The following is a 20495-nucleotide window of genomic DNA, read 5'->3' as shown; positions in this document are numbered from 1 at the left end:
TGATATTAATTTTAGTTCAAATGAACAGGGGGTGCAATGATCACTACTGATGCCGTGTCGCCCACCAACAAAGCAGGGATCCGCCGCACACCATAAACGCGCCCTGCCAGAAGGAAAACGAGAGTGGGGCGCTCAACACGGCGGCTGCCAGCGCCGAGGAGAGTACCGGTGTGAAGTACGACGCGGCAGCGAGTACGGCAACGTGGCCGTGTAAAATGCCGGTATTCCAGGCAGCGTAGCCGAAGCCCAGCGCGACGGCGGTCATTGCCAGTTTGATCACCACAGGAAGTGTAAAATGCATGGCGGGTTGATCGGTCAGGGCAAATTTTATCCATAAGGTTGCCGCCGTCAGCAAAATAAAGAGCGTAATGCCATTCGACCCTTTGGCATATTTACTGGTGACGGTACAGTAAGCTGCCCAGATAAATGCACCGGCAAAAGCAAGAGAATAACTTAACGGGCTTGAGAGAATATTTTGTGTAATATCGTGAAGATTCAATCCCTGTTCGCCGCCCAATACCCAGCTCACCCCTATGACAGCCAGAATGAGTCCCGGAATGACCCACAGAGTAGCTTTTTGTCCATTCAACAGGATCGCAAATAGAATGGTTAAGCTCGGCCATAAATAGTTAACCATGCCGACTTCTATCGCCTGCTGACGTGTTGCGGCAAACCCCAGTGACAGGGCGAGGCAGAGTTCATAGCTGACAAATAAAACGCTGCCCATCAGTAAATAGCCGCGAGGGAAACGGCGAATATCGGGAAAACCGACCGTGAGAATAAGTAAAATGCCGCTCAGGGTATAAATCATCGCCGCACCGCCGACCGGACCTAAGCCTTCGCTAACTGCGCGAATCAGACCCACCATCGTACTCCACAACACGATGGCTAACAGCCCGGTCAGCGTGGCTCTATTCTTATTCATGTAACTCTATTCCCTTAAAAAACAGCAAAGAGGGAATTTATAGCACTTTACTTAGCATGCCTACTAATAAATCACGATGCAATATCACCCCTTTAGGGGTAATTAAATGCGCCAGAAAAGACTATTAAGAAGTTGCTGCGTTGCAATATTGATTTGCCGCAAATTACGCAGGGATATAGCTGTTAGTTTTCCTCGCCAGTACACCCGTCATATTTCAAGTTGCCGATGTGTTGGCTGCGTTCGCTTTTCGTAAGCACCAGGGAATCCGTTCTCTTGCCGCCTTTGCGCAACTCGAATTATTCAGGGGCTCTCTTCATATAACGAGGAACACAATGGACATCAGCCGCAGGCAGTTTTTTAAAATCTGCGCGGGTGGTATGGCCGGGACAACCGTTGCTGCGTTGGGATTTGCCCCCAAAGCGGCACTGGCGCAGGCGCGAAATTATAAGCTCCTGCGTGCGAAAGAGGTTCGAAATACCTGCACATACTGCTCCGTAGGTTGCGGGCTATTAATGTATAGCCTGGGTGATGGGGCGAAAAATGCCCGTGAATCGATTTATCACATTGAAGGTGACCCGGATCATCCGGTTAGCCGCGGCGCGCTGTGCCCGAAAGGGGCGGGCCTGCTCGATTATGTTCACAGTGACAACCGTCTGCGCTACCCGGAATATCGCGCACCAGGGTCTGACAAATGGCAGCGCATCTCCTGGCATGACGCCTTCGAACGTATTGCCAGACTGATGAAAGACGATCGTGACGCCAACTTCGTAGAGAAGAATGCGCAAGGTGTAACGGTCAATCGCTGGCTCTCCACCGGGATGCTGTGCGCCTCGGCGGCCAGCAATGAAACCGGCATGCTGACGCAAAAATTTGTGCGCTCTCTCGGCATGCTGGCGGTAGACAACCAGGCACGCGTCTGACACGGACCAACGGTAGCAAGTCTTGCTCCAACATTTGGTCGCGGTGCGATGACCAACCACTGGGTTGATATCAAAAACGCGAACGTCGTGATGGTGATGGGCGGTAACGCCGCTGAGGCACATCCGGTGGGATTCCGCTGGGCGCTGGAAGCAAAAAACAGTAACGATGCGACGCTGATTGTCGTCGACCCGCGTTTTACGCGTACGGCGTCGGTGGCGGATATCTATGCGCCAATCCGTTCCGGTACCGACATCACTTTCCTGTCGGGCGTACTGCTGTACCTGATCGAAAACAATAAGATCAACGCCGAATACGTCAAACACTACACCAACGCCAGCCTGCTGGTGCGGGACGATTTTGCCTTTGATGACGGCTTGTTCAGCGGCTATGACGCGCAAAAACGCCAGTACGATAAATCCTCCTGGCACTATCAGTTCGATGAAAACGGCTATGCCAGACGGGATGAAACGCTGACCCATCCGCGCTGCGTGTGGAACCTGCTAAAAACGCACGTTTCCCGCTATACGCCGGAGGTGGTGGAAAATATCTGCGGTACGCCAAAAGAAGACTTCCTGAAAGTCTGCGAAGTGCTGGCCTCCACCAGCTCGGCAGACCGGACCACCACCTTCCTGTATGCGCTGGGCTGGACGCAGCACACCGTGGGCGCGCAGAACATCCGCACTATGGCGATGATCCAACTTCTGCTCGGCAATATGGGCATGGCTGGCGGCGGCGTTAACGCGCTGCGCGGTCACTCCAATATTCAGGGCTTAACAGACTTAGGGTTGCTGTCGACCAGTCTGCCGGGCTATTTGACGCTGCCGTCAGAAAAACAGGCTGATCTGCAAACTTATCTCACGGCAAATACACCGAAAGCCATGCTGCCCGATCAGGTGAACTACTGGGGTAACTATCCGAAGTTCTTCGTCAGTCTGATGAAATCCTTCTATGGCGATGCCGCGCAGAAGGAGAACAACTGGGGCTTTGACTGGCTGCCGAAGTGGGACCAGGCCTATGACGTTATCAAGTATTTCAACATGATGGATAAAGGCAATGTCACAGGCTACCTCTGCCAGGGCTTTAACCCGGTGGCGTCTTTCCCGGACAAAAACAAAGTGGTGCGCAGCCTGAGCAAGCTGAAATACATGGTGGTTATCGATCCGCTGGTCACGGAAACCTCTAATTTCTGGCAGAACCACGGCGAAATGAATGATGTGGATCCGACGGCCATCCAGACTGAAGTTTTCCGTCTGCCATCGACCTGTTTTGCCGAAGAGGAGGGTTCAATTGCCAATTCCGGGCGCTGGCTACAGTGGCACTGGAAGGGGCAGGATGCGCCGGGTGAAGCGCGCAATGACGGTGAAATTCTGGCCGGGATTTACCATCGCCTGCGCGAGATGTATCGAAGCGAAGGCGGCAAAGGTATTGAGCCGCTGCTCAAAATGCGCTGGGCGTATAAGCAACCTGAAAGCCCCGAGCCTGAGGAAATAGCAAAAGAGAACAACGGCATTGCGCTGGCGGATATCTACGACCCAGCGGGGGCGTTGATTGCGAAGAAAGGGGAGTTACTGAGCGGTTTTGCGCTGTTGCGAGACGACGGAACCACCGCGTCTTCCTGCTGGATTTATACCGGTAGCTGGACCGGGCAAGGCAACCAGATGGCTAACCGCGATAACGCTGACCCGTCAGGGCTTGGCAATACGCTGGGCTGGTCCTGGGCGTGGCCAATGAACCGCCGTGTGCTTTACAACCGCGCTTCGGCGGATATCAACGGTCAACCCTGGGATCCGAAACGCATGCTGATCCAGTGGAACGGCAGTAAATGGGCGGGTAACGATATCCCGGACTTCAACACTGCACCGCCGGGCAGCGCGACCAATCCGTTCATCATGCAGCCGGAAGGGCTGGGACGCCTGTTTGCGCTTGATAAGCTGGCAGAAGGGCCGTTCCCGGAACACTACGAGCCGATGGAAACGCCGCTCGGCACGAACCCGCTGCACCCAAACGTGATCTCCAGTCCGGTCGTCCGTCTGTACGAAGACGATGCCGCCCGTCTTGGCAAGAAAGACAGGTTTCCGTATGTCGGCACCACTTACCGTCTGACGGAGCATTTCCACACATGGACCAAACATGCGCGCCTGAACGCTATCGCGCAGCCGGAACAGTTTGTCGAGATAAGCGAAGGGCTGGCGAAAGCCAAAGGCATTGCCAACGGCGACCGCGTGAAGGTCAGCAGCAAGCGTGGCTTTATTCGCGCAGTGGCGGTGGTTACGCGTCGTCTGCGCACGCTGCACGTTAACGGCCAGCAGGTGGAAACCATTGGCATTCCGCTGCACTGGGGATTTGAAGGGGTGGCGCAGAAAGGCTACATCGCCAATACCCTGACACCCAACGTCGGCGATGCGAACTCGCAAACGCCGGAGTACAAGGCGTTTCTGGTCAACATCGAGAAAGCGTAAGGAGCGACGATATGGCAATGGAAACACAGGACATTCTCAAGCGCTCCGCGACAAATCCCATCACCCCCGCGCCACGTGCGCGGGATTATAAAGATGAAGTGGCCAAGCTGATTGATGTCTCTTCCTGCGTGGGCTGCAAAGCCTGCCAGGTGGCCTGCTCTGAGTGGAATGATATCCGCGATGAAGTCGGGCACTGCGTCGGGGTGTACGACAACCCGGTGGATCTGAGCGCCAAATCCTGGACGGTGATGCGCTTTAGCGAAACCGAGCAGAACGGCAAGCTGGAGTGGTTGATTCGCAAAGATGGCTGCATGCACTGTGAGGATCCGGGTTGTCTGAAAGCTTGCCCATCCGCCGGGGCGATCATCCAGTACACCAATGGGATTGTTGATTTCCAGCAGGAAAATTGTATCGGCTGCGGCTACTGCATTGCCGGGTGCCCCTTTAACGTCCCGCGCCTCAATAAAGAGGATAACCGGGTCTATAAATGCACCTTGTGTGTGGATCGCGTGAGTGTCGGCCAGGAGCCGGCCTGCGTGAAAACCTGCCCAACCGGAGCCATTCACTTTGGTACCAAAAAGGAGATGCTGGACGTCGCGCAGGCGCGTGTGGAGAAACTCAAAAAACGCGGCTATCCGAATGCGGGGGTCTACAACCCGCAAGGCGTTGGCGGCACACATGTGATGTATGTGCTGCACCATAATGACCAACCGGCGTTGTACCACAACCTGCCGAAGGATCCGGTCATCGACACGTCCATCAGCCTGTGGAAAGGGGCGCTGAAACCGCTGGCTGCCGCCGGCTTTATCGCCTCGTTTGCCGGGTTGATTTACCACTACATTGGCATTGGGCCGAATAAAGAAGTCGATGACGACGAGGAGCATCATGAGTGATTCGAAAATGATTGTGCGCACCCGGTTTATTGATCGCGCCTGTCACTGGACGATGGTTATCCTCTTCTTCCTGGTGTCGCTGTCGGGGATCTCGTTTTTCTTTCCTACGCTACAATGGCTGACGGAGACCTTTGGTACACCGCAGATGGGGCGCATCCTGCACCCGTTCTTTGGCGTTGCGGTCTTTCTGCTGCTGATGGTGATGTTTGTGCGCTTTGTGCATCACAACATCCCGGACAGGCAGGATATTCCCTGGCTGAAAGGGATTGTGGAGGTACTGAAAGGCAACGAGCACAAGGTCGCGAAAGTCGGCAAATATAACGCCGGGCAAAAGATGATGTTCTGGACCATCATGAGTATGATTTTTATCTTACTTGTATCCGGCATCATCATCTGGCGCCCCTGGTTTGCCCCATATTTTCCGATTCAGGTGATCCGCTATAGCCTGCTGATTCACGCAACCTCTGCCATTATCCTTCTTCACGCCATCCTGATTCATATGTATATGGCGTTCTGGGTGAAAGGCTCAATTAAAGGGATGATCGAAGGGAAAGTGAGCCGCCGCTGGGCACGCAAACATCATCCGCGTTGGTACCGTGAGGTCGAAAGACAGGAAGCCAAAGAAGAGAACATGCACGGGCTCAGATAGCGTTCGCCGGGTATGCCAACTGCGTATTTACCCGCTTACCCGGCCTGGCGCGTTCACAGGCGTCAGGCTGGGGAGGGTGATGGTCAGACATTGGTGATCAACGCGTCGATGGCATTGACGACGTCTCGCCTGGCCGACCTGAGGTTACAAATAAAATCTTTATGATGAATCCGCGACGTTTCCAGATTTGTCAGCATCGGTGAATAAAGCGTTAGCGATTCAAACTCGACATTAATTTTGGGTGCGACATTGAGATGCCATAAAGGCAGCTTTGGGTTTCGCATAAGAGGAATGATGACTCGGGTAGAAAAATCATCATAACAATCGTCCTGAACAATCATATAATATGGCAATACTTTATTGGTTTGCGAAGAAGGATTTCGATATACATTAAATTGTCTCAGCATTAAAGCACCCTAAAATATTCGTCATCCGTAATAGTTCCATGTTCTGCAACAAACTCATTCATCGCTCGAATAAATTCCTTTTCATTTTCAGATAGCTTCGTACCATTAGGCTTTCCTTTTGGTTTCGCCTGTGGCGCGTTGCTTCTGGCATGTGAACGAGGCGCCGCACTATGTACGGAATAATTTTTCATCAGTTCATCTCCCTTGTGTTTATGTAAACATTATCAATCCCCCCGCACAAAAAACAATACTGAACCCCCTGGTAATTCCCTTTCTGCGAGAACAATTCCAGAAAAAAAGAAACACGTGAAATAAAGGCAACTGCATCGGCAGCGGTAACCGATGCAGGAAGATACTTATTCAGAACGGTTCGGGAATAATACGGAAAGGATAATGGGTGGGTTTAACTTTACCTATTTTGCGTTTCGGGAACTCCACAGGATCGTCCGGAATATCCTCATAAGGGATCTGCGTTAGCAGGTGGGTAATGATATTCAGCCGTACACGTTTTTTGTCTTCGGAGCGGGCGACAAACCACGGTGCCCATGAGGTATCGGAGGCTTCGAACATCGCGTCTCGCGCAACAGTGTAATCATCCCAGCGGTCGAAGGATTTGATATCCATGGGGGATAGCTTCCAGGTCTTGCGGCCATCGTTCACGCGGTCGCGCAGACGGCGTTCTTGCTCTTCCGGCGTCACCTCAAGCCAGTATTTCAACAAGATAATGCCGGACTCAACCATAGCGCGCTCCATCATTGGGATGCTTTCCAGAAATTTATCTACTTGTTCCATTGTGCAAAAACCCATCACGCGTTCAACCCCGGCGCGGTTGTACCAGCTACGGTCAAAGATAACAATTTCACCTGCCGCCGGCAGATAGGGAACGTAACGCTGCAGATAAAGCTGGCTTTTTTCGCGCTCAGTGGGTGCGGGCAGGGCGACAACGCGGAAAATACGTGGACTGACGCGTTCAGTAATGGCTTTGATGGTGCCGCCTTTGCCCGCGCCATCACGCCCCTCAAAGACGATGCATACTTTGAGCCCTTTGCTGACAACCCAGCGCTGAAGTTTTACCAGTTCAACGTGAAGCCGGCGTAACTCTTTCTCATATTCTTTGTTTTTAAGCGGCGCCGCAGGAGGTGCGTCAGCGATGGTGCTGATGTTTTTCTTCTTTCCCATGACTCTCTTCCTCTTTCAAAAAAATAACGAGACGCCTAAGAAGTGTAATGGTCGGTTCAGGTGCGCGCGAAAATTACTCGTGTCATTGTATTTCAGGGGGTTCCGATATATCGCATAGGTGATGAAAACATTCACAGCCTGAGCTGAATGTATGGATGAATATGCCAGCAGGAGAGTTTGAACTGGTTCACACTTAACGAATGGTCGATAATGCTTGTTGCATTCTATTAACATGTGGTTGTGGTATGAAAAAGACGATTTTTTCGTTAGCACTGGGCACTTTTGGCCTTGGCATGGCGGAATTTGGCATTATGGGTGTGCTGACCGAACTGGCGAAAGATGTAGGGATCTCCATTCCGTCGGCGGGCAATATGATCTCCTTTTATGCTTTTGGCGTGGTGATCGGCGCGCCGATTATCGCCGTGTTCTCCAGCCGTTTTTCCTTGAAAACCATTCTGTTGTTCCTGGTCGCCATGTGCGCTGTGGGGAATACAATTTTTACCTTTTCATCGTCATATACCATGCTGGCCATCGGCAGGCTGGTGTCGGGGTTCCCTCACGGCGCGTTCTTCGGCGTTGGGGCAATTATTCTGTCTAAAATCGCCCCGCCGGGAAAAGTGACACTGGCCGTTGCGGGTATGGTCGCCGGGATGACGGTGGCTAACCTTGCGGGTGTACCGCTGGGAACCTGGCTTGGTCATGCCTTTAGCTGGCGCTACACCTTCATGCTGATTGCGCTGTTTAATTTGCTGGTGCTCGTTTCCATTCTCCTCTGGGTTCCTCAACTTTTTGATAAATCCGAAACCCGTTTTACCGAACAGTTTCGCTTTCTGAAAAAGCCAGAGCCGTGGTTTATCTTCGCCGCCACCATGTTTGGCAACGCGGGCGTCTTCGCCTGGTTCAGCTTTGTGAAGCCATTTATGCTGAACGTTTCCGGCTTTTCGGAAATGTTCATGACAGTCATCATGATGCTGATGGGGCTGGGAATGGTCTTGGGTAATCTGTTAAGCGGCAGATTGTCCGGACGATATAGTCCGCTGCGTATCGCAGCCACCACCGATCTGGTGATTGTATTGTCTTTGCTGCTGCTGTTTGCCTTCGGCGAAAACAAAGTCGCCTCTTTAACGATGGGGTTTATCTGCTGCGCGGGTCTGTTCGCTCTGGCGGCACCGCTACAAATTCTGCTTTTACAGAATGCCAAAGGCGGTGAATTACTGGGTGCGGCAGGGGGGCAAATTGCCTTTAACCTCGGCAGTGCCATCGGCGCTTATTTTGGCGGCCTGATGATCACGCTCGGTCTGAGCTGGGATTACGTCACGCTGCCCGCCGCAATCCTTTCGTTCTCGGCCATGTCAGCGCTGCTTATGTACGGGCGCGTAAAGGCGAAGCGGGTTCGGGCTGACGTTAGCGCACTGGCCTGAAAAAACGCTCTCAAGGGAGCGTTTATCGTCACATCAACAATTAATCGCGCAGCCACGGCGTAATGCTTAAGCCCACCAGAATGCCTTCCGGGCTGAGAAAGCGGGTGATGCTTTGTCCCCAGGGCTCAAGGCGGTTCTCCACGAGCAGGGCGTAGCCTTTTTCGCGCAGCACACGGGTTGCGCTGTCAAGATCGGCGACTTCGAACTCAATCCAGCTTTGCGGCGCGGGAATATCGGCAGGCCATACTTCTGTGCCAAAGCAGGACTGTGCCGCCTGATGCAACGGCCAGAGTGCAAAATGTTTTGCGCCGTTCAGCGCGCCATGTTCGGCTAACAGGTAATCTTCATTGCCCTCCATGGGCTTAATGGGAAGAGCTAACGTCTCCTGGTAAAGTGCTTTACTGTCGCCCACGTTGCGTGGGACTGGGCCAAAACCTGCAATAAACAACACATCCAGGCCACGGGTCGAAATATCCATATCTGTTTCACCTCAGTCGGTATGCGGAAAAATATCAATAAGACAGCGCACGTATAACGGCATGCAAAAAAATATGCGGTTATGCGGGGCCATTTTTAGCGCTTACATTGCTTTTTACAACAGATAACGCCACTCTCGCCATGAGAAAAAACAGGCGCAAAAAGCGCCTGTTCAAGTAGGTGTCTTACATCAGTAACCGGTTGATTCTGGCTATCTCCTCTCGCCACTGCGCCTGAAGCAACGGTTTTTGATGCGCCGGTTTACGCGCCAGATCCTGCTCAAGGCGGGTTTCCAGCGCAATTAACTGCTCCAGTAACGCATCGCTTTCATCAACCAACTCCGTTGATGCCGCTTTTGCTGTCACCGGCGTCTCATCTCCCTGTTGTTGCTGGCGCAGACGTTCGTAGACCACCTCGACGTCGTGCCATTCGCTAAACTGCCCCTGTTCAACCAGCCAGAAACGGTTACAACTCTGACCAATCAGCTCACGATCGTGGCTGACCAGCAGTACACCGCCCGAGAACTGTTGCAGCGTTTGCATCAGTGCCTCTTTACCGCTCATATCCAGATGGTTAGTCGGTTCATCGAGCATCAGCAGGTTGTAGCGTGCCAGCGACAGGCCAACAAATAGCAGCCGGGAGCGCTCGCCGCCGCTGAGCGTTGCCACTTTTTGTCCGTGACGAGCCCAGACAAACCCGGCGCTGATTAACGTCATTTTGCGCAATTCCACCGACGGCGCGAACGGCTCCAGCGCGTCCAGAAGCGTCGCGTCATCGGGCAGTTGCTCCAGCGTCTGATCATAGTACCCGGCATGCAGACGTGGATGAACCGCCATCCCAGGAGCCGCGATATCACCGGTCAGTTGACGCCAGATAAGCCGAAGCAGGGAGGACTTCCCACAGCCGTTTTGCCCGATAATGGCAATTCGGTCGCCGGTTTTCACGCGCGCCAGCGGCACGGAAAAGAGCGCTGGTAAACCCGGTGCGGCGCTGACGGGGAGATGTTCCATCTCCAGCAAACGGTCGGCAATCAGCGGTTCGCCCTGGAGTGTTAAACGCCACAGACTTCCTGCCGTCAGTTGCGTCTGGCTCTCTTTCAGGCGTTCTACCTGCTTTTCCATTTGCTTTGCTTTGCGCGACAGATCTTCATTGTCGTAAACACGCCCCCAGGTCGCCAGCCGTTTGGCGCTGCTGGTAACCCGGTCGATCTCTTTTTGCTCTGCTTTGTGGCGCAATGCATCGCTGGCATCCCGCTCCTGCAGCGCCTGACCCGCGGCAGAGCAGGGAAGTGCGAAGTAATGCAGCCGGTTATCGCGAAGGATCCAGGTGCCATTGGTCACGGCATCCAGTAGCGCCCGGTCGTGAGAAACCAGCACAAAGCTACCAGACCAGCGCTGCAGGAATCGCTCCAGCCAGAGCATGGTTGGCAGATCGAGGTGGTTACTGGGCTCATCCAATAGCAATAAATCAGGATCGGTGATTAACGCGCGGGCCAACAATAGCCGGGTATGTTGCCCGCCACTGAGGGTTGCCGCAGGTAGGGCTATCTCATGTTCACTGAGTCCCATTCCGGCTAACAGCGCTTGCGCACGCCAGCGCTGAACGTCACGTTCGCCCGGCGCAAGTCGGGCCAGCACGGCGTCAAGCAGGGTGAGATCCAGCAGCGTGTCGGGCAGATGTTGCTCAACGCGCGCCATCAGGCAGTGATTCGCCACTGAAACGCTGCCCGCAGATGGCAAAACGGTGCCATCCAGGACTTTCAATAGCGTACTTTTGCCGCAGCCGTTGTCGCCAATGAGACCAAGCCGGTCGCCTTGTTTCAGGGTAAAGGAGATATCAGAAAATAACGGACCAAATGCCGTTTCAACACGTAATGATTGTGCAGACAGTAATGTGCTCATTGCTTACTCAAGAGTTACAGGCATAGACATGCCTCGTCAAACATCGCTGACGATAACCCGGTAAGCCCGAGGAAGGGTGTTAGTTAGCTTCGCTCAAGCCGAAGTTATCGCAGCACGATACCGATAACGCTTGAGCTGGTGCGATCACCAAAGGCATGTGAAACGAGAAAACGTTCACAGTACGACATAATTATCCTCCTTTTATTTATCCGGTTAATGGGTAGCAGCAGTGTAGCGAGGTTTTACCGAGGATGCCAGCATCGGCGTCATGGGCATTTACAGTTTTTTATGCCGGTAAACCTGCGCTCAGGAGCCCAGTCATCATGCATAATGATTACTATCGACTGGCCGGCGCCGATGCTAATCCCTATCTGGTTATGGCGACAGTACTGATCGGTATGCTGTATGGTCTGGAACAGGTTAACGATACTGAGCTGCCGGATATTCTCAATAACGCGCCAGTGCTACCGCTTTTTCAACAGGACGCCCTCACTCTCTTCGCCCAATGCGACTACCTCAAGGCGGCGCTGGGCGCTGAATTTTCCCGTTACTGGATCCATAGCCGATTGATGGAATTAAGCGCTTTCGAAGGCATCGTGACGGCCGAAGAAACGCATTTCCCGTCATGACTCAGAGCATTCTTGTGAACAGGTCGTAGTGAAGAGGCCTGACCGGAAAAAACAAAAATAGCGGCGGATAAAAGGAAAGAAACCCGGCAACATCGCGCTGCCGGGTGAGTCATCAGATAGAGGTTCGACGATAGTTGCGATATTCCGGCAACCAGAAGTTATCATCAATCGCCTGCAACAGCGCCTCTTCGGACGTTTTCACAGCAACACCTTCTTGTTGGGCGACTTTTGCCACCGCGAAGGCGATTGCGCGGGAAACGATATGGATATCTTTCAGCTCCGGTAAGACCAATCCTTCACCGTTAATGACCAGCGGAGAGTATTTCGCCAGTGTCTCACTGGCGGACATCAGCATATCGTCGGTAATGCGCGATGCGCCGGAGGCAATCACACCCAGACCAATACCCGGGAAGATATAGGAGTTGTTGCACTGTGCAATAGGCCAGGTTTTCTCGTTCCAGGTTACCGGCGTGAATGGGCTACCTGTGGCGACCAGCGCCATACCGTTCGTCCAACTGATAATGTCCTGCGGTGTCGCCTCTACGCGCGAGGTCGGGTTTGACAACGGCATGACGATCGGACGCGGGCAATGCTTGTGCATTTCACGGATGATCTCTTCCGTAAACAGCCCCGGCTGGCCGGAAACGCCAATCAGAATATCCGGCTTAACGTTACGCACTACGTCGAGCAGCGACAGCGCATCGGTCTGCGCATCCCAGTTCTGCAGATTTTCGCGCTTTTGTACCAGCTTGTTCTGGAACGGCAGCAGGTTCGGCATCTGGTCGGTGAGCAGGCCAAAGCGATCCACCATGTAGACTTTCTGACGGGCATCGGCTTCGCTTAACCCTTCACGCTGGGTCTGAGCAATAATCTGCTCGGCAATACCGCACCCGGCAGAGCCCGCGCCGAGGAAGACAATCTTCTGGTTGCTGAGCTGGCTACCCGCCGCGCGGCTGGCTGCGATCAGCGTACCAACCGTCACGGCGGCGGTTCCCTGAATATCATCATTGAAGCAGCAGATTTCATTGCGGTAGCGATTAAGCAATGGCATTGCGTTTTTCTGGGCAAAATCTTCGAATTGCAGCAGCACATTCGGCCAGCGATGTTTCACCGCCTGGATAAATTCATCAACAAACGCGGTGTACTCATCGCCGGTAATGCGCGGATGGCGCGAACCCATATACAGCGGGTCGTTAAGCAACTGTTGATTGTTGGTACCGACATCGAGGACCACAGGCAGGGTGTAGGCCGGACTGATACCACCACAAGAGGTATAAAGGGAGAGTTTGCCAATAGGAATGCCCATACCACCGATACCCTGGTCACCCAGACCGAGAATACGTTCACCGTCAGTGACCACAATCACTTTGATGTTATGGTTCGGCACATTTTGCAGTATGTCATCCATACTGCCGCGGTCTTGCAAGGAGATAAATACACCGCGCGCGCGACGGTAGATTTCCGAGAAACGCTCACACGCCCAGCCTACGGTCGGGGTATAAATGACCGGCATCATCTCATCGAGATGGTTCTCGACCAGACGATAAAAGAGGGTTTCGTTGGTGTCCTGGATATTTCGCAGGTAAATGTGCTTGTCGATATCCGTCTTAAAGCCCTGGTACTGTAACCAGGCGCGTTCAGCCTGTTCTTCAATGGTTTCCACCACGGCTGGCAACAGCCCCAGCAGGTTGAAGTGGCTTCTCTCTTCTACACTAAATGCGCTGCCTTTATTGAGTAGCGGGAACTCAAGTAATACAGGCCCGGCATAGGGAATATACAGCGATCGGTTTTTATTATGCTTCGTATGCATTTTACAGCTCCTAAGTCGACGATTCCGGCGCGAATGCCTGTTCGCGCGGGTACAGCGGCGCGCGCCAGTATAAAGCATACATATGGTAAATACTTCTTGTTCACGCGATTTGGGAGATGAATTTTACGAGGTGTAATGCCACCCCAGGCGGGGCGGCATGAAAGGGGAAATGTACGTTATTCAACGCGACGATGACGACCAGAACGGTGCGTCACGGTCACTTCCTGATCGTCCTTATTCACCACTTTCCTGATATTAGAGACTTTGTAATCCAGCCCCATAATATGACGTGCCTGACGGTTCGATTTCATGCTTACTCCTTAATCCAGTTGATGTTTCAAGGACAAGCCCGGCGCGATGACCGGGCGAAATATAACCTGATCCAGTGCGACTACAGGGTAGCCGCAAAAGTGATGGTCCCCTAATCCGCCAGCGAGTGCAATGACCGATGCCCGCTTTCGGAACAGTCCGGCTGCGGTTAATGGGCGGCAAAAAACCAGCTCAGATCGCCGCCCAGCCGGGAGCTGTGCAGCGGGCGCAGGGCGGAAATTCGCTGATTTGTCCGGGCATCGCAGGTTTGCAGCGCACACCAGCCCTCAAGCCAGGCAATGCTGGAGGCCTGCTGAGTAAAAGCGCTGTCCTGGGGGATACCGGTCTTACGGGTGAACACATCCGGATTGTCGAACCCGGACAAAATGCGCCGGGCCAGTCGCTGCAACGCGTTATCATTTTCCGCCGTCACCTCAACACCATTACTGCGCGCGAACAGGGCAATCATCACCAGCGGCTGAATGGCATAGTTGTGATAGGAAAAAGCGCGCTGCTTGCGGCGCAGTTCATTGGGTAAGAAACCCTCGCTATCCACCTGGTTTGCGGCGGTGCGGTACATCGCCAGTGACTGATCAAAGAGATCGCGTCGGTCGGTGACAACCGCCGTCGCCATAATCGCCCAGGCCGCCCAGTAGCTGTGGTTGTTAACGCGTTTTAATGGCAGGTCACGCCAGTCCGCCACTGTCAAATCGGCCAGATGACTGAGCCAGTGTTCAACGTCGGCTGCTTTTTGCTGCTGTCGGTCTAACGGATGCGCAGGGGAGAATTTCAACTGCAGCCAGGACGAAGAGAGCGTTGCCAGTGCCCACTTTCGCATCGATTTCCCGGTGTGTTTTTTGGCAACAGCGGTTAATGCGCCGGCACGTGCCCAGGCATCCAGGCCATTGACCACGCAATCTGCCCGCGCCGGGTTGCCATCGCGGGCGAATCCCGTCACGACCTGGCTGACCACTTTTTCCAGTTCAGTGATCGCCTTTGTCTGCTCATGGAATGCCTGGTCGGCTTGTGGATTCAGCGTGGCGCGAGCGCTGTCCGACCCCTCATATTTACTGGTGAAATCTAATGCCCCGGTAAAGGGGGCCGGAAAGGAAGGGCAGGTAAAACGGGAAGCAGCATGGTGTTGCGGTGGTTGCTGGTAACCTGCCGGGGGTTGCAAACTGGCCCCGGCAGATGTCGCCGTGACGGCGGCAATAACCAAACACAACCTTCTGACCAAAGCGAACATGGGTAACCTTGCGCGTCAGCATAGTGAGAGACTGACTATAGCATGGTCATGAAACAATTAGCCTTCGCTACTCCCGAACACATGCACGGCGCGATGCAGACGCGCTGCGCGCTCAGAGAGATTTTCTGCCGCACTGGTCACGTTTTCCACCATACTGGTGTTGTTGTGCGTCATCACCCCGACGCGGGAAACGGATTTATTGATAAGCTCCAGGGCCTGCGTCTGTTCATGCGTTGCGGTGCCAATCTCTTTGATCATCGTCGACATCGTCATGACGTTATCAATCATCGCCGTCAGGTGGGTTTCAGTGTTTTCCACCATCTCAACGCCGTTTTTGACATTAGCCACGTTCTGTTCGATAAGTGCCTGAATCTCCCGCGCTGCCGAGGCTGAGTGCTGTGCCAGGTTGCGAACTTCCGCCGCAACAACCGCAAAACCACGCCCTGATTCGCCTGCTCGCGCCGCTTCTACCGCGGCGTTCAGCGCCAGAATATTCGTCTGGAAGGCGATGCTGTCAATCACGCCGATGATATCGACGATTTTGCTGTTATCCTGGGAAACGGCCTGCATCATCGAGATTGTTTTCTTCATGATGGCGCCGCTGTTTGTCGCACTGACACTGGTTTCATCTGCGCGGGTCATCGCCTCAGCGGCGGTTTCAGCGGTCTGCCTTACCGCGCTGGCAATCTCCTCAACGGCGGCGGCAGTCTGGTGCAGGTCCGCAGAGGTTTCTTCTGTGCGTTTTTGCAGGGACTCGCCTTCTTCGCTAATGCGCAGGCTAATGTCACGAATGCCATTGATCTGCGCGGAGACATCACCGACCAGTGAATTGAGGTTAAGGCCTGACTGATTGACCAGGCGCATCAGTAAACCAATTTCATCCACGCGATTAAAATGGCGATAATCGGCTTTACGCCCGGAGACCACTTTTTGCATCTGGGAGAGGATAACTTTCAACGGACGACAAATTTGCGCCTGTAAATAAACCGACAACAGGGCCATTATTCCGATTGTCGTACCGACTTTTTCTACCAGATTAAAGGGGGCAAATTGCATCGCCACGAATAATGCGGCGGCGATAAAAAGGCCAAAGTTAGCCCGCCGCGTTACACTCATGCGCTGGAAAATGGATAAAAAAGAGAGCAGGCCACGTCGTACTACCAGGCCTTTATAAAAACGATGCCCGCTTAATTTATTATCATTGACTAACTGGTAAAGTTTTTCACTGGCGGTAATTTCCTCGCGCGCTGGAATATTACGCACTGAAATATAACCAGTAAGTTGCCCTTGTTGATAAACAGGAGTGACGTTTGCACGAACCCAATAATGGTCGCCATTCTGACGGCGGTTTTTCACCATGCCGGTCCAGCTATCGCCTTGCTGAATGGTAAACCACAGATCGCCAAACGCGGCGGGGGGCATATCCGGGTGACGAATAAGATTGTGAGGTTCACCGACAAGTTGGTCCTCAGTAAATCCGCTGGCGTCTATAAATGCTGTGTTTGCATAAGTTATATGGCTATGCGTATTCGTTGTCGAAAGCAGTGTCGTACCTTCGTTAAGCAAATACTCTCTCTGTGTAACAGGAGTGTTACGCTTCATAAATAACCCCACAATAAACTGCGTACAATAAACAGGATTTTTTCTGTCGGTGAAGGTGTTCTTTTTATTAACCCGACAGAGAGTTTTTTTGTTATTACCTGCACATTTTCCACGAACAGCCATACAACTGAAAGTAGCTGCGATAAATATTTTTTAAGCCATGCTTACGGTAATTTATTTAAATATTGTTATGATTTTGCAAAAGAAAAATGTCATGATGTTTTTCACCAGGATGAAAAACAAGACTTAATGCAAATTAAAGGCGGGAAATACAAGAAAGCATAGAAAATAAGCGATCAAAAATAGAAACATTAACATAGCAGACTAATATATTCGCAAAACCGTAATATTTTTGTCATTATCAGATCAAAATCTTCTGGTGGATATATAGTACATACTAAAGTGTAGCTAAAAGTTTGCTGGTGAGCGGTTAAAATGTTTATCTGTAGGTTAGGCAGTTTCTCAAGGTGGGTGGGCTAGTCCACGATAACAGGCACAGAAAAGGCTTTAATCAGTGAACGGAATTTGAGCTTCCTTGTTACACTATTACCATTGCGTCTATTCATGCAGTTTTTGTGTGGATATTTTTTTGAGGGAAGTACTCAGTGTTAGCGACTTTGATCTATCGTAGCCGGCTTAATTATGCGTTGGATCCTTCGCAACTGGCTGGGCTTGTACAGCAGGCAAGCCTACGGAATACGGCACTGCAGGTGACGGGTGTGTTGCTGTTTGATGGCAGACAGTTTTTACAGGTACTGGAAGGCCCCATCTCTGCAGTCAACGCGGTTTTTGAACGTATCAACAAAGATGTTCGTCATGCACACGTCGTAGAGCTGATGCGTGATTTTGCGCCACATCGCCGCTTCCTTGACCAGGGGCTGGTACTGTTTGACCTGAGAAATACCAGACCGAGCGCAGTACTGCGCATGGTGATTAAATTTGGCAGATTAAAATACCACCTTGCGCGCAATGATCGCGTCTATAAATTTATTCGCAATTTTGTCGCGTCACCGCTTCCGTCAAAACACGTTTTAAATTACCCCGCTGAACGCTGGCGATTGAATACCACACTTCCGCCGTTTGAGCTGGCGAACGTTCCCATACTACATAATCAACCCTGTCAGTTTGCGTTTCAGCCCATTGTTGACCCCGCGCGCGGCAATATATCCTCACTCGAAGCGTTAATCCGTGGGCCGGATGGTGGAAGCCCGCAGAACTATTTTTCAACCATTCCCGAACATAAATTGCACGAGGCGGACCTGGCGTCAAAAGGCTGGGCACTGGCGATGGCGCGCCGTCTGGGGATTGGAAATCACAAGGTGGCCATCAACTTGTTGCCGATGTCACTGGTAAAGATACCCGGCGCCGTGAACATTTTGTTGGATCACATTAAACGCAATCAACTCGATCCTGAGCAGGTCATTGTTGAGGTGACAGAGGATGAGATGATTTCCAGCTATGACGAATTTACCTCCGCTATTCGTCAGTTACGTGCGGCGGGAATTGGCCTGGCGATCGACGATTTTGGTTCCGGGTTTGCAGGATTGTCTCTGCTTGCCAAGTTTCAGCCGGACAAACTCAAGATTGACCGCAGCATCGTCACCGATATCCATATGCACGGCCCGAAGCAGGCTATCGTCAAAGCGATTATCGATTGCTGTGCTGAGATGCAAATTACCGTAGTGGCCGAAGGCGTGGAGAAAGTGGAAGAGTGGTGCTGGCTGGAAGCCGCCGGGATTGAGCGTTTTCAGGGTTTCCTGTTTGCCCGCCCGATACTCAACGGTGTCTCATCTATTAACTGGCCGCAGCGCATAAAACGTTAAGCGGGGGGCGACATAAAGAGACGGGAGAATACGATCAGGTCATTCTCGTTTTTATGTCGCCAGTGTCATCTTCATGGCTGAATAGCCAACGTGAAGCAGCGCCGGATATATCCTTTTAATAACGTCATCTAACAGGTTTTATTTCATTATAAAAAGACACTTCACTCGCTGATGATAGCGCGAGACATCTCAGTTCATCCTTAGCGCAACATGATTTTGCTTATAAATCATCGTATTTTCATGCTTAACTTAAAGAACGGGATGTGAAGCACGGGGAAAAAATGAACATCAATAAACATATTTCAGGCGCACTGGCTCTGGATTCCTCCCTTGGACGTAGCATCACTTTTTTCATGACCGCATTATTACTGGCGGGGGTGATGACCAGTAGCTGGACGCTGACCCGCTCCTGGAATCGTGCCGTAGAGGATATGGAACGTAATGCTATCAACTTGTCCGTTTCCCAGGCGCGTCAGGCAGAAGATACCGTTTTACAAACAGAGCTGGCGCTGCGTGATATTCGCCGGACCATACCGGCAGACAGTATTTCGACATTGAATGCCGGTCGCTTCGATGTGCTGTTAGCTGAGCTGAAAGAGCGCTTGCCACAACTGCACGGATTGTTCATCTATGATGCGCAGGGAAACATGAAAGCCACGGCGCTTGGCCGGCTCCCGATGGTCACCAACAGCAGCGACCGCGAATATTTTAACTATCATCAGCGTAACGGGCATAACAACATTCATATCGGACGGGTAATTTCGAGCCGTTCAACAGGCGATCTGGTGATTCCCGTATCCATGCGCATCAGCGATTCCGCAGGCGGTTTTGCCGGCGTAGTGCTCGCCACCATCCGGGTAGATTACTTCCGTCACTTTTACAGCTATTTCGAACTGGAAAACCGGGATCTGCTGGCCTTAATGATCACTGACGGTACGGCGCTGTATGTCCGTCCTTTCCCGGATGATGTCATTAACCGCAACCTTTCAGCGAGCCCGCTCTTCACCCGTGAACTGGCGAAAAAAGATCGCGGTAATGCAACCTGGGTTTCGGCGCTGGATCACGTCGAGCGCATCTATGGCTTTGCGCGCCTTGAACGTTATCCGCTGGTCGTGGCCGCCGGTTATGACAAACCGGCACTCTGGTCACGCTGGCTGAAGGACAGTTTGCCGGACCTGGTGCTTAATGCCATGTTGCTGCTCGGCACCTTACTCATGGGAATTATCGTTTTTCGCCAGGTGCGAATGAATGTGCGTAATCAGACCGAACTGGCGGAACTGCGTGATGAGCTGACCAGCATCAACCACACGTTGCAACTGATGGCGCTGGCCGACGGTTTAACCGGGCTTGCCAACCGCCGTCAGTTCGATCTGTTTTTGAGCCAAAGCCTGAAAGCCTCTTCATTGATTAAAAAGCCGGTTTCACTGGTGATGCTCGATATCGACTTTTTTAAACGCTATAACGACTTCTATGGCCATGTGGCGGGCGATAACTGCCTGCGCGCGGTGGGCGAAGTCATCCAGAAGCTCAAACTGCGTAATTCCGATTTGATTGCCCGATACGGGGGCGAAGAGTTTGCGATCATTTTGCCGGATACCGGGCCAGAAGCCGCGCTGTTTGTTGCTCGTCAGGCGGTGACGGCGGTGCGCAGCGCAAGAATTCCGCACGTCGAATCGGGGGCGACAAACAAAGTCGTCACCATCAGTGCGGGATGTTTTTCCCTGATCGGCAGCGGTAATGAAGATGACGCGAATCGCCTGAAAGAGGGGGCAGATAAGGCGCTGTATATGGCAAAAATTCAGGGCAGGGACCGGGCGCTTGCCAACCCGGAGGCCCTCTAAAGA

At 52.5% G+C, this 20495-nt stretch carries 17 protein-coding genes; 7 read left to right on the top strand and 10 right to left on the bottom strand.

Annotation, left to right across the window (positions count from 1 at the left end):
• Window positions 1–43 precede the first annotated feature (43 nt).
• On the bottom strand, window positions 44–925 hold the full coding sequence (gene yddG / locus ABIB59_RS15975) for an aromatic amino acid DMT transporter YddG (RefSeq protein WP_354036151.1): 882 nt from the start codon (window positions 923–925) through the stop codon (window positions 44–46).
• A gap of 332 nt (window positions 926–1257) precedes the next feature.
• Between yddG and fdnG the strand changes: the two genes are divergently transcribed.
• From fdnG to fdnI, 3 genes are read left to right on the top strand one after another with little or no spacing between them, the layout of a single operon-like run.
• Window positions 1258–4305, top strand: a complete 3048-nt coding sequence (gene fdnG, locus ABIB59_RS15970) for a formate dehydrogenase-N subunit alpha (protein WP_354036149.1) — start codon at window positions 1258–1260, stop codon at window positions 4303–4305.
• An 11-nt stretch (window positions 4306–4316) separates the two neighbouring features.
• Window positions 4317–5198 (top strand): formate dehydrogenase subunit beta, encoded by an 882-nt coding sequence (gene fdxH / locus ABIB59_RS15965; RefSeq protein WP_354036147.1) that lies wholly within the window; start codon window positions 4317–4319, stop codon window positions 5196–5198.
• Window positions 5191–5847: a formate dehydrogenase-N subunit gamma gene (gene fdnI / locus ABIB59_RS15960; RefSeq protein ID WP_107223105.1), complete on the top strand. Its 657-nt coding sequence runs from the start codon at window positions 5191–5193 to the stop codon at window positions 5845–5847. Before fdxH ends, fdnI begins: the two co-directional genes overlap by 8 nt.
• Before the next feature lie 83 nt (window positions 5848–5930).
• Here fdnI and ABIB59_RS15955 read toward each other — a convergent pair whose 3' ends face one another.
• From ABIB59_RS15955 to ppk2, 3 genes are all read right to left on the bottom strand, one after another.
• On the bottom strand, window positions 5931–6254 hold the full coding sequence (locus tag ABIB59_RS15955; protein WP_071194178.1) for a CcdB family protein: 324 nt from the start codon (window positions 6252–6254) through the stop codon (window positions 5931–5933).
• Window positions 6254–6445, bottom strand: coding sequence for a hypothetical protein (locus tag ABIB59_RS15950; RefSeq protein WP_039079051.1), 192 nt, complete (start codon window positions 6443–6445; stop codon window positions 6254–6256). The genes ABIB59_RS15955 and ABIB59_RS15950 overlap by 1 nt, the downstream gene beginning before the upstream one ends.
• A gap of 169 nt (window positions 6446–6614) precedes the next feature.
• Window positions 6615–7433, bottom strand: a complete 819-nt coding sequence (gene ppk2, locus ABIB59_RS15945; protein WP_039079050.1) for a polyphosphate kinase 2 — start codon at window positions 7431–7433, stop codon at window positions 6615–6617.
• Window positions 7434–7678: 245 nt separating this feature from the next.
• Between ppk2 and araJ the strand changes: the two genes are divergently transcribed.
• Window positions 7679–8854 (top strand): MFS transporter AraJ, encoded by a 1176-nt coding sequence (araJ, locus tag ABIB59_RS15940; RefSeq protein WP_039079049.1) that lies wholly within the window; start codon window positions 7679–7681, stop codon window positions 8852–8854.
• 40 nt (window positions 8855–8894) lie between these two features.
• On the opposite strand, the gene ABIB59_RS15935 is transcribed toward araJ, so the two are convergent.
• A complete protein-coding gene (locus tag ABIB59_RS15935) occupies window positions 8895–9332 on the bottom strand; it encodes a VOC family protein (RefSeq protein ID WP_354036144.1) in 438 nt (145 codons plus the stop codon).
• Between the two features lie 184 nt (window positions 9333–9516).
• Window positions 9517–11232, bottom strand: coding sequence for an ABC-F family ATP-binding cassette domain-containing protein (locus tag ABIB59_RS15930; RefSeq protein ID WP_354036142.1), 1716 nt, complete (start codon window positions 11230–11232; stop codon window positions 9517–9519).
• Between the two features lie 323 nt (window positions 11233–11555).
• On the opposite strand from ABIB59_RS15930, the gene ABIB59_RS15925 reads away from it, so the two are divergent.
• Window positions 11556–11861: a type I glutamate--ammonia ligase gene (locus ABIB59_RS15925; protein ID WP_354036140.1), complete on the top strand. Its 306-nt coding sequence runs from the start codon at window positions 11556–11558 to the stop codon at window positions 11859–11861.
• Window positions 11862–11973: 112 nt separating this feature from the next.
• Here the strand turns inward: ABIB59_RS15925 and ABIB59_RS15920 are convergent, their stop codons facing one another.
• From ABIB59_RS15920 to ABIB59_RS15905, 4 genes are all read right to left on the bottom strand, one after another.
• Window positions 11974–13671 (bottom strand): NAD-dependent malic enzyme, encoded by a 1698-nt coding sequence (locus tag ABIB59_RS15920; protein WP_039079046.1) that lies wholly within the window; start codon window positions 13669–13671, stop codon window positions 11974–11976.
• A gap of 176 nt (window positions 13672–13847) precedes the next feature.
• The gene (gene sra / locus ABIB59_RS15915) at window positions 13848–13982 is read right to left on the bottom strand and encodes a stationary-phase-induced ribosome-associated protein (RefSeq protein ID WP_039079045.1); all 135 of its coding nucleotides are present in this window, start codon (window positions 13980–13982) and stop codon (window positions 13848–13850) included.
• Window positions 13983–14149: 167 nt separating this feature from the next.
• Window positions 14150–15199, bottom strand: a complete 1050-nt coding sequence (locus ABIB59_RS15910) for a mannuronate-specific alginate lyase (RefSeq protein ID WP_354036138.1) — start codon at window positions 15197–15199, stop codon at window positions 14150–14152.
• 84 nt (window positions 15200–15283) lie between these two features.
• Window positions 15284–16828: a methyl-accepting chemotaxis protein gene (locus ABIB59_RS15905; RefSeq protein ID WP_354036136.1), complete on the bottom strand. Its 1545-nt coding sequence runs from the start codon at window positions 16826–16828 to the stop codon at window positions 15284–15286.
• Window positions 16829–17433: 605 nt separating this feature from the next.
• Between ABIB59_RS15905 and ABIB59_RS15900 the strand changes: the two genes are divergently transcribed.
• Together ABIB59_RS15900 and ABIB59_RS15895 are read left to right on the top strand one after the other, a co-directional pair.
• Window positions 17434–18651, top strand: coding sequence for a diguanylate phosphodiesterase (locus tag ABIB59_RS15900; protein WP_335201143.1), 1218 nt, complete (start codon window positions 17434–17436; stop codon window positions 18649–18651).
• A gap of 281 nt (window positions 18652–18932) precedes the next feature.
• Window positions 18933–20492: a sensor domain-containing diguanylate cyclase gene (locus ABIB59_RS15895; RefSeq protein ID WP_335201145.1), complete on the top strand. Its 1560-nt coding sequence runs from the start codon at window positions 18933–18935 to the stop codon at window positions 20490–20492.
• Window positions 20493–20495: the final 3 nt, after the last annotated feature.

The sequence above is a fragment of the Citrobacter sp. UYEF32 genome (genome assembly GCF_040546205.1).
Taxonomy (GTDB): Bacteria; Pseudomonadota; Gammaproteobacteria; order Enterobacterales; family Enterobacteriaceae; genus Phytobacter; species Phytobacter diazotrophicus.
Note: the sequence above shows the minus strand (reverse complement) of the source record. Positions and strands in the feature narration are given on the sequence as shown.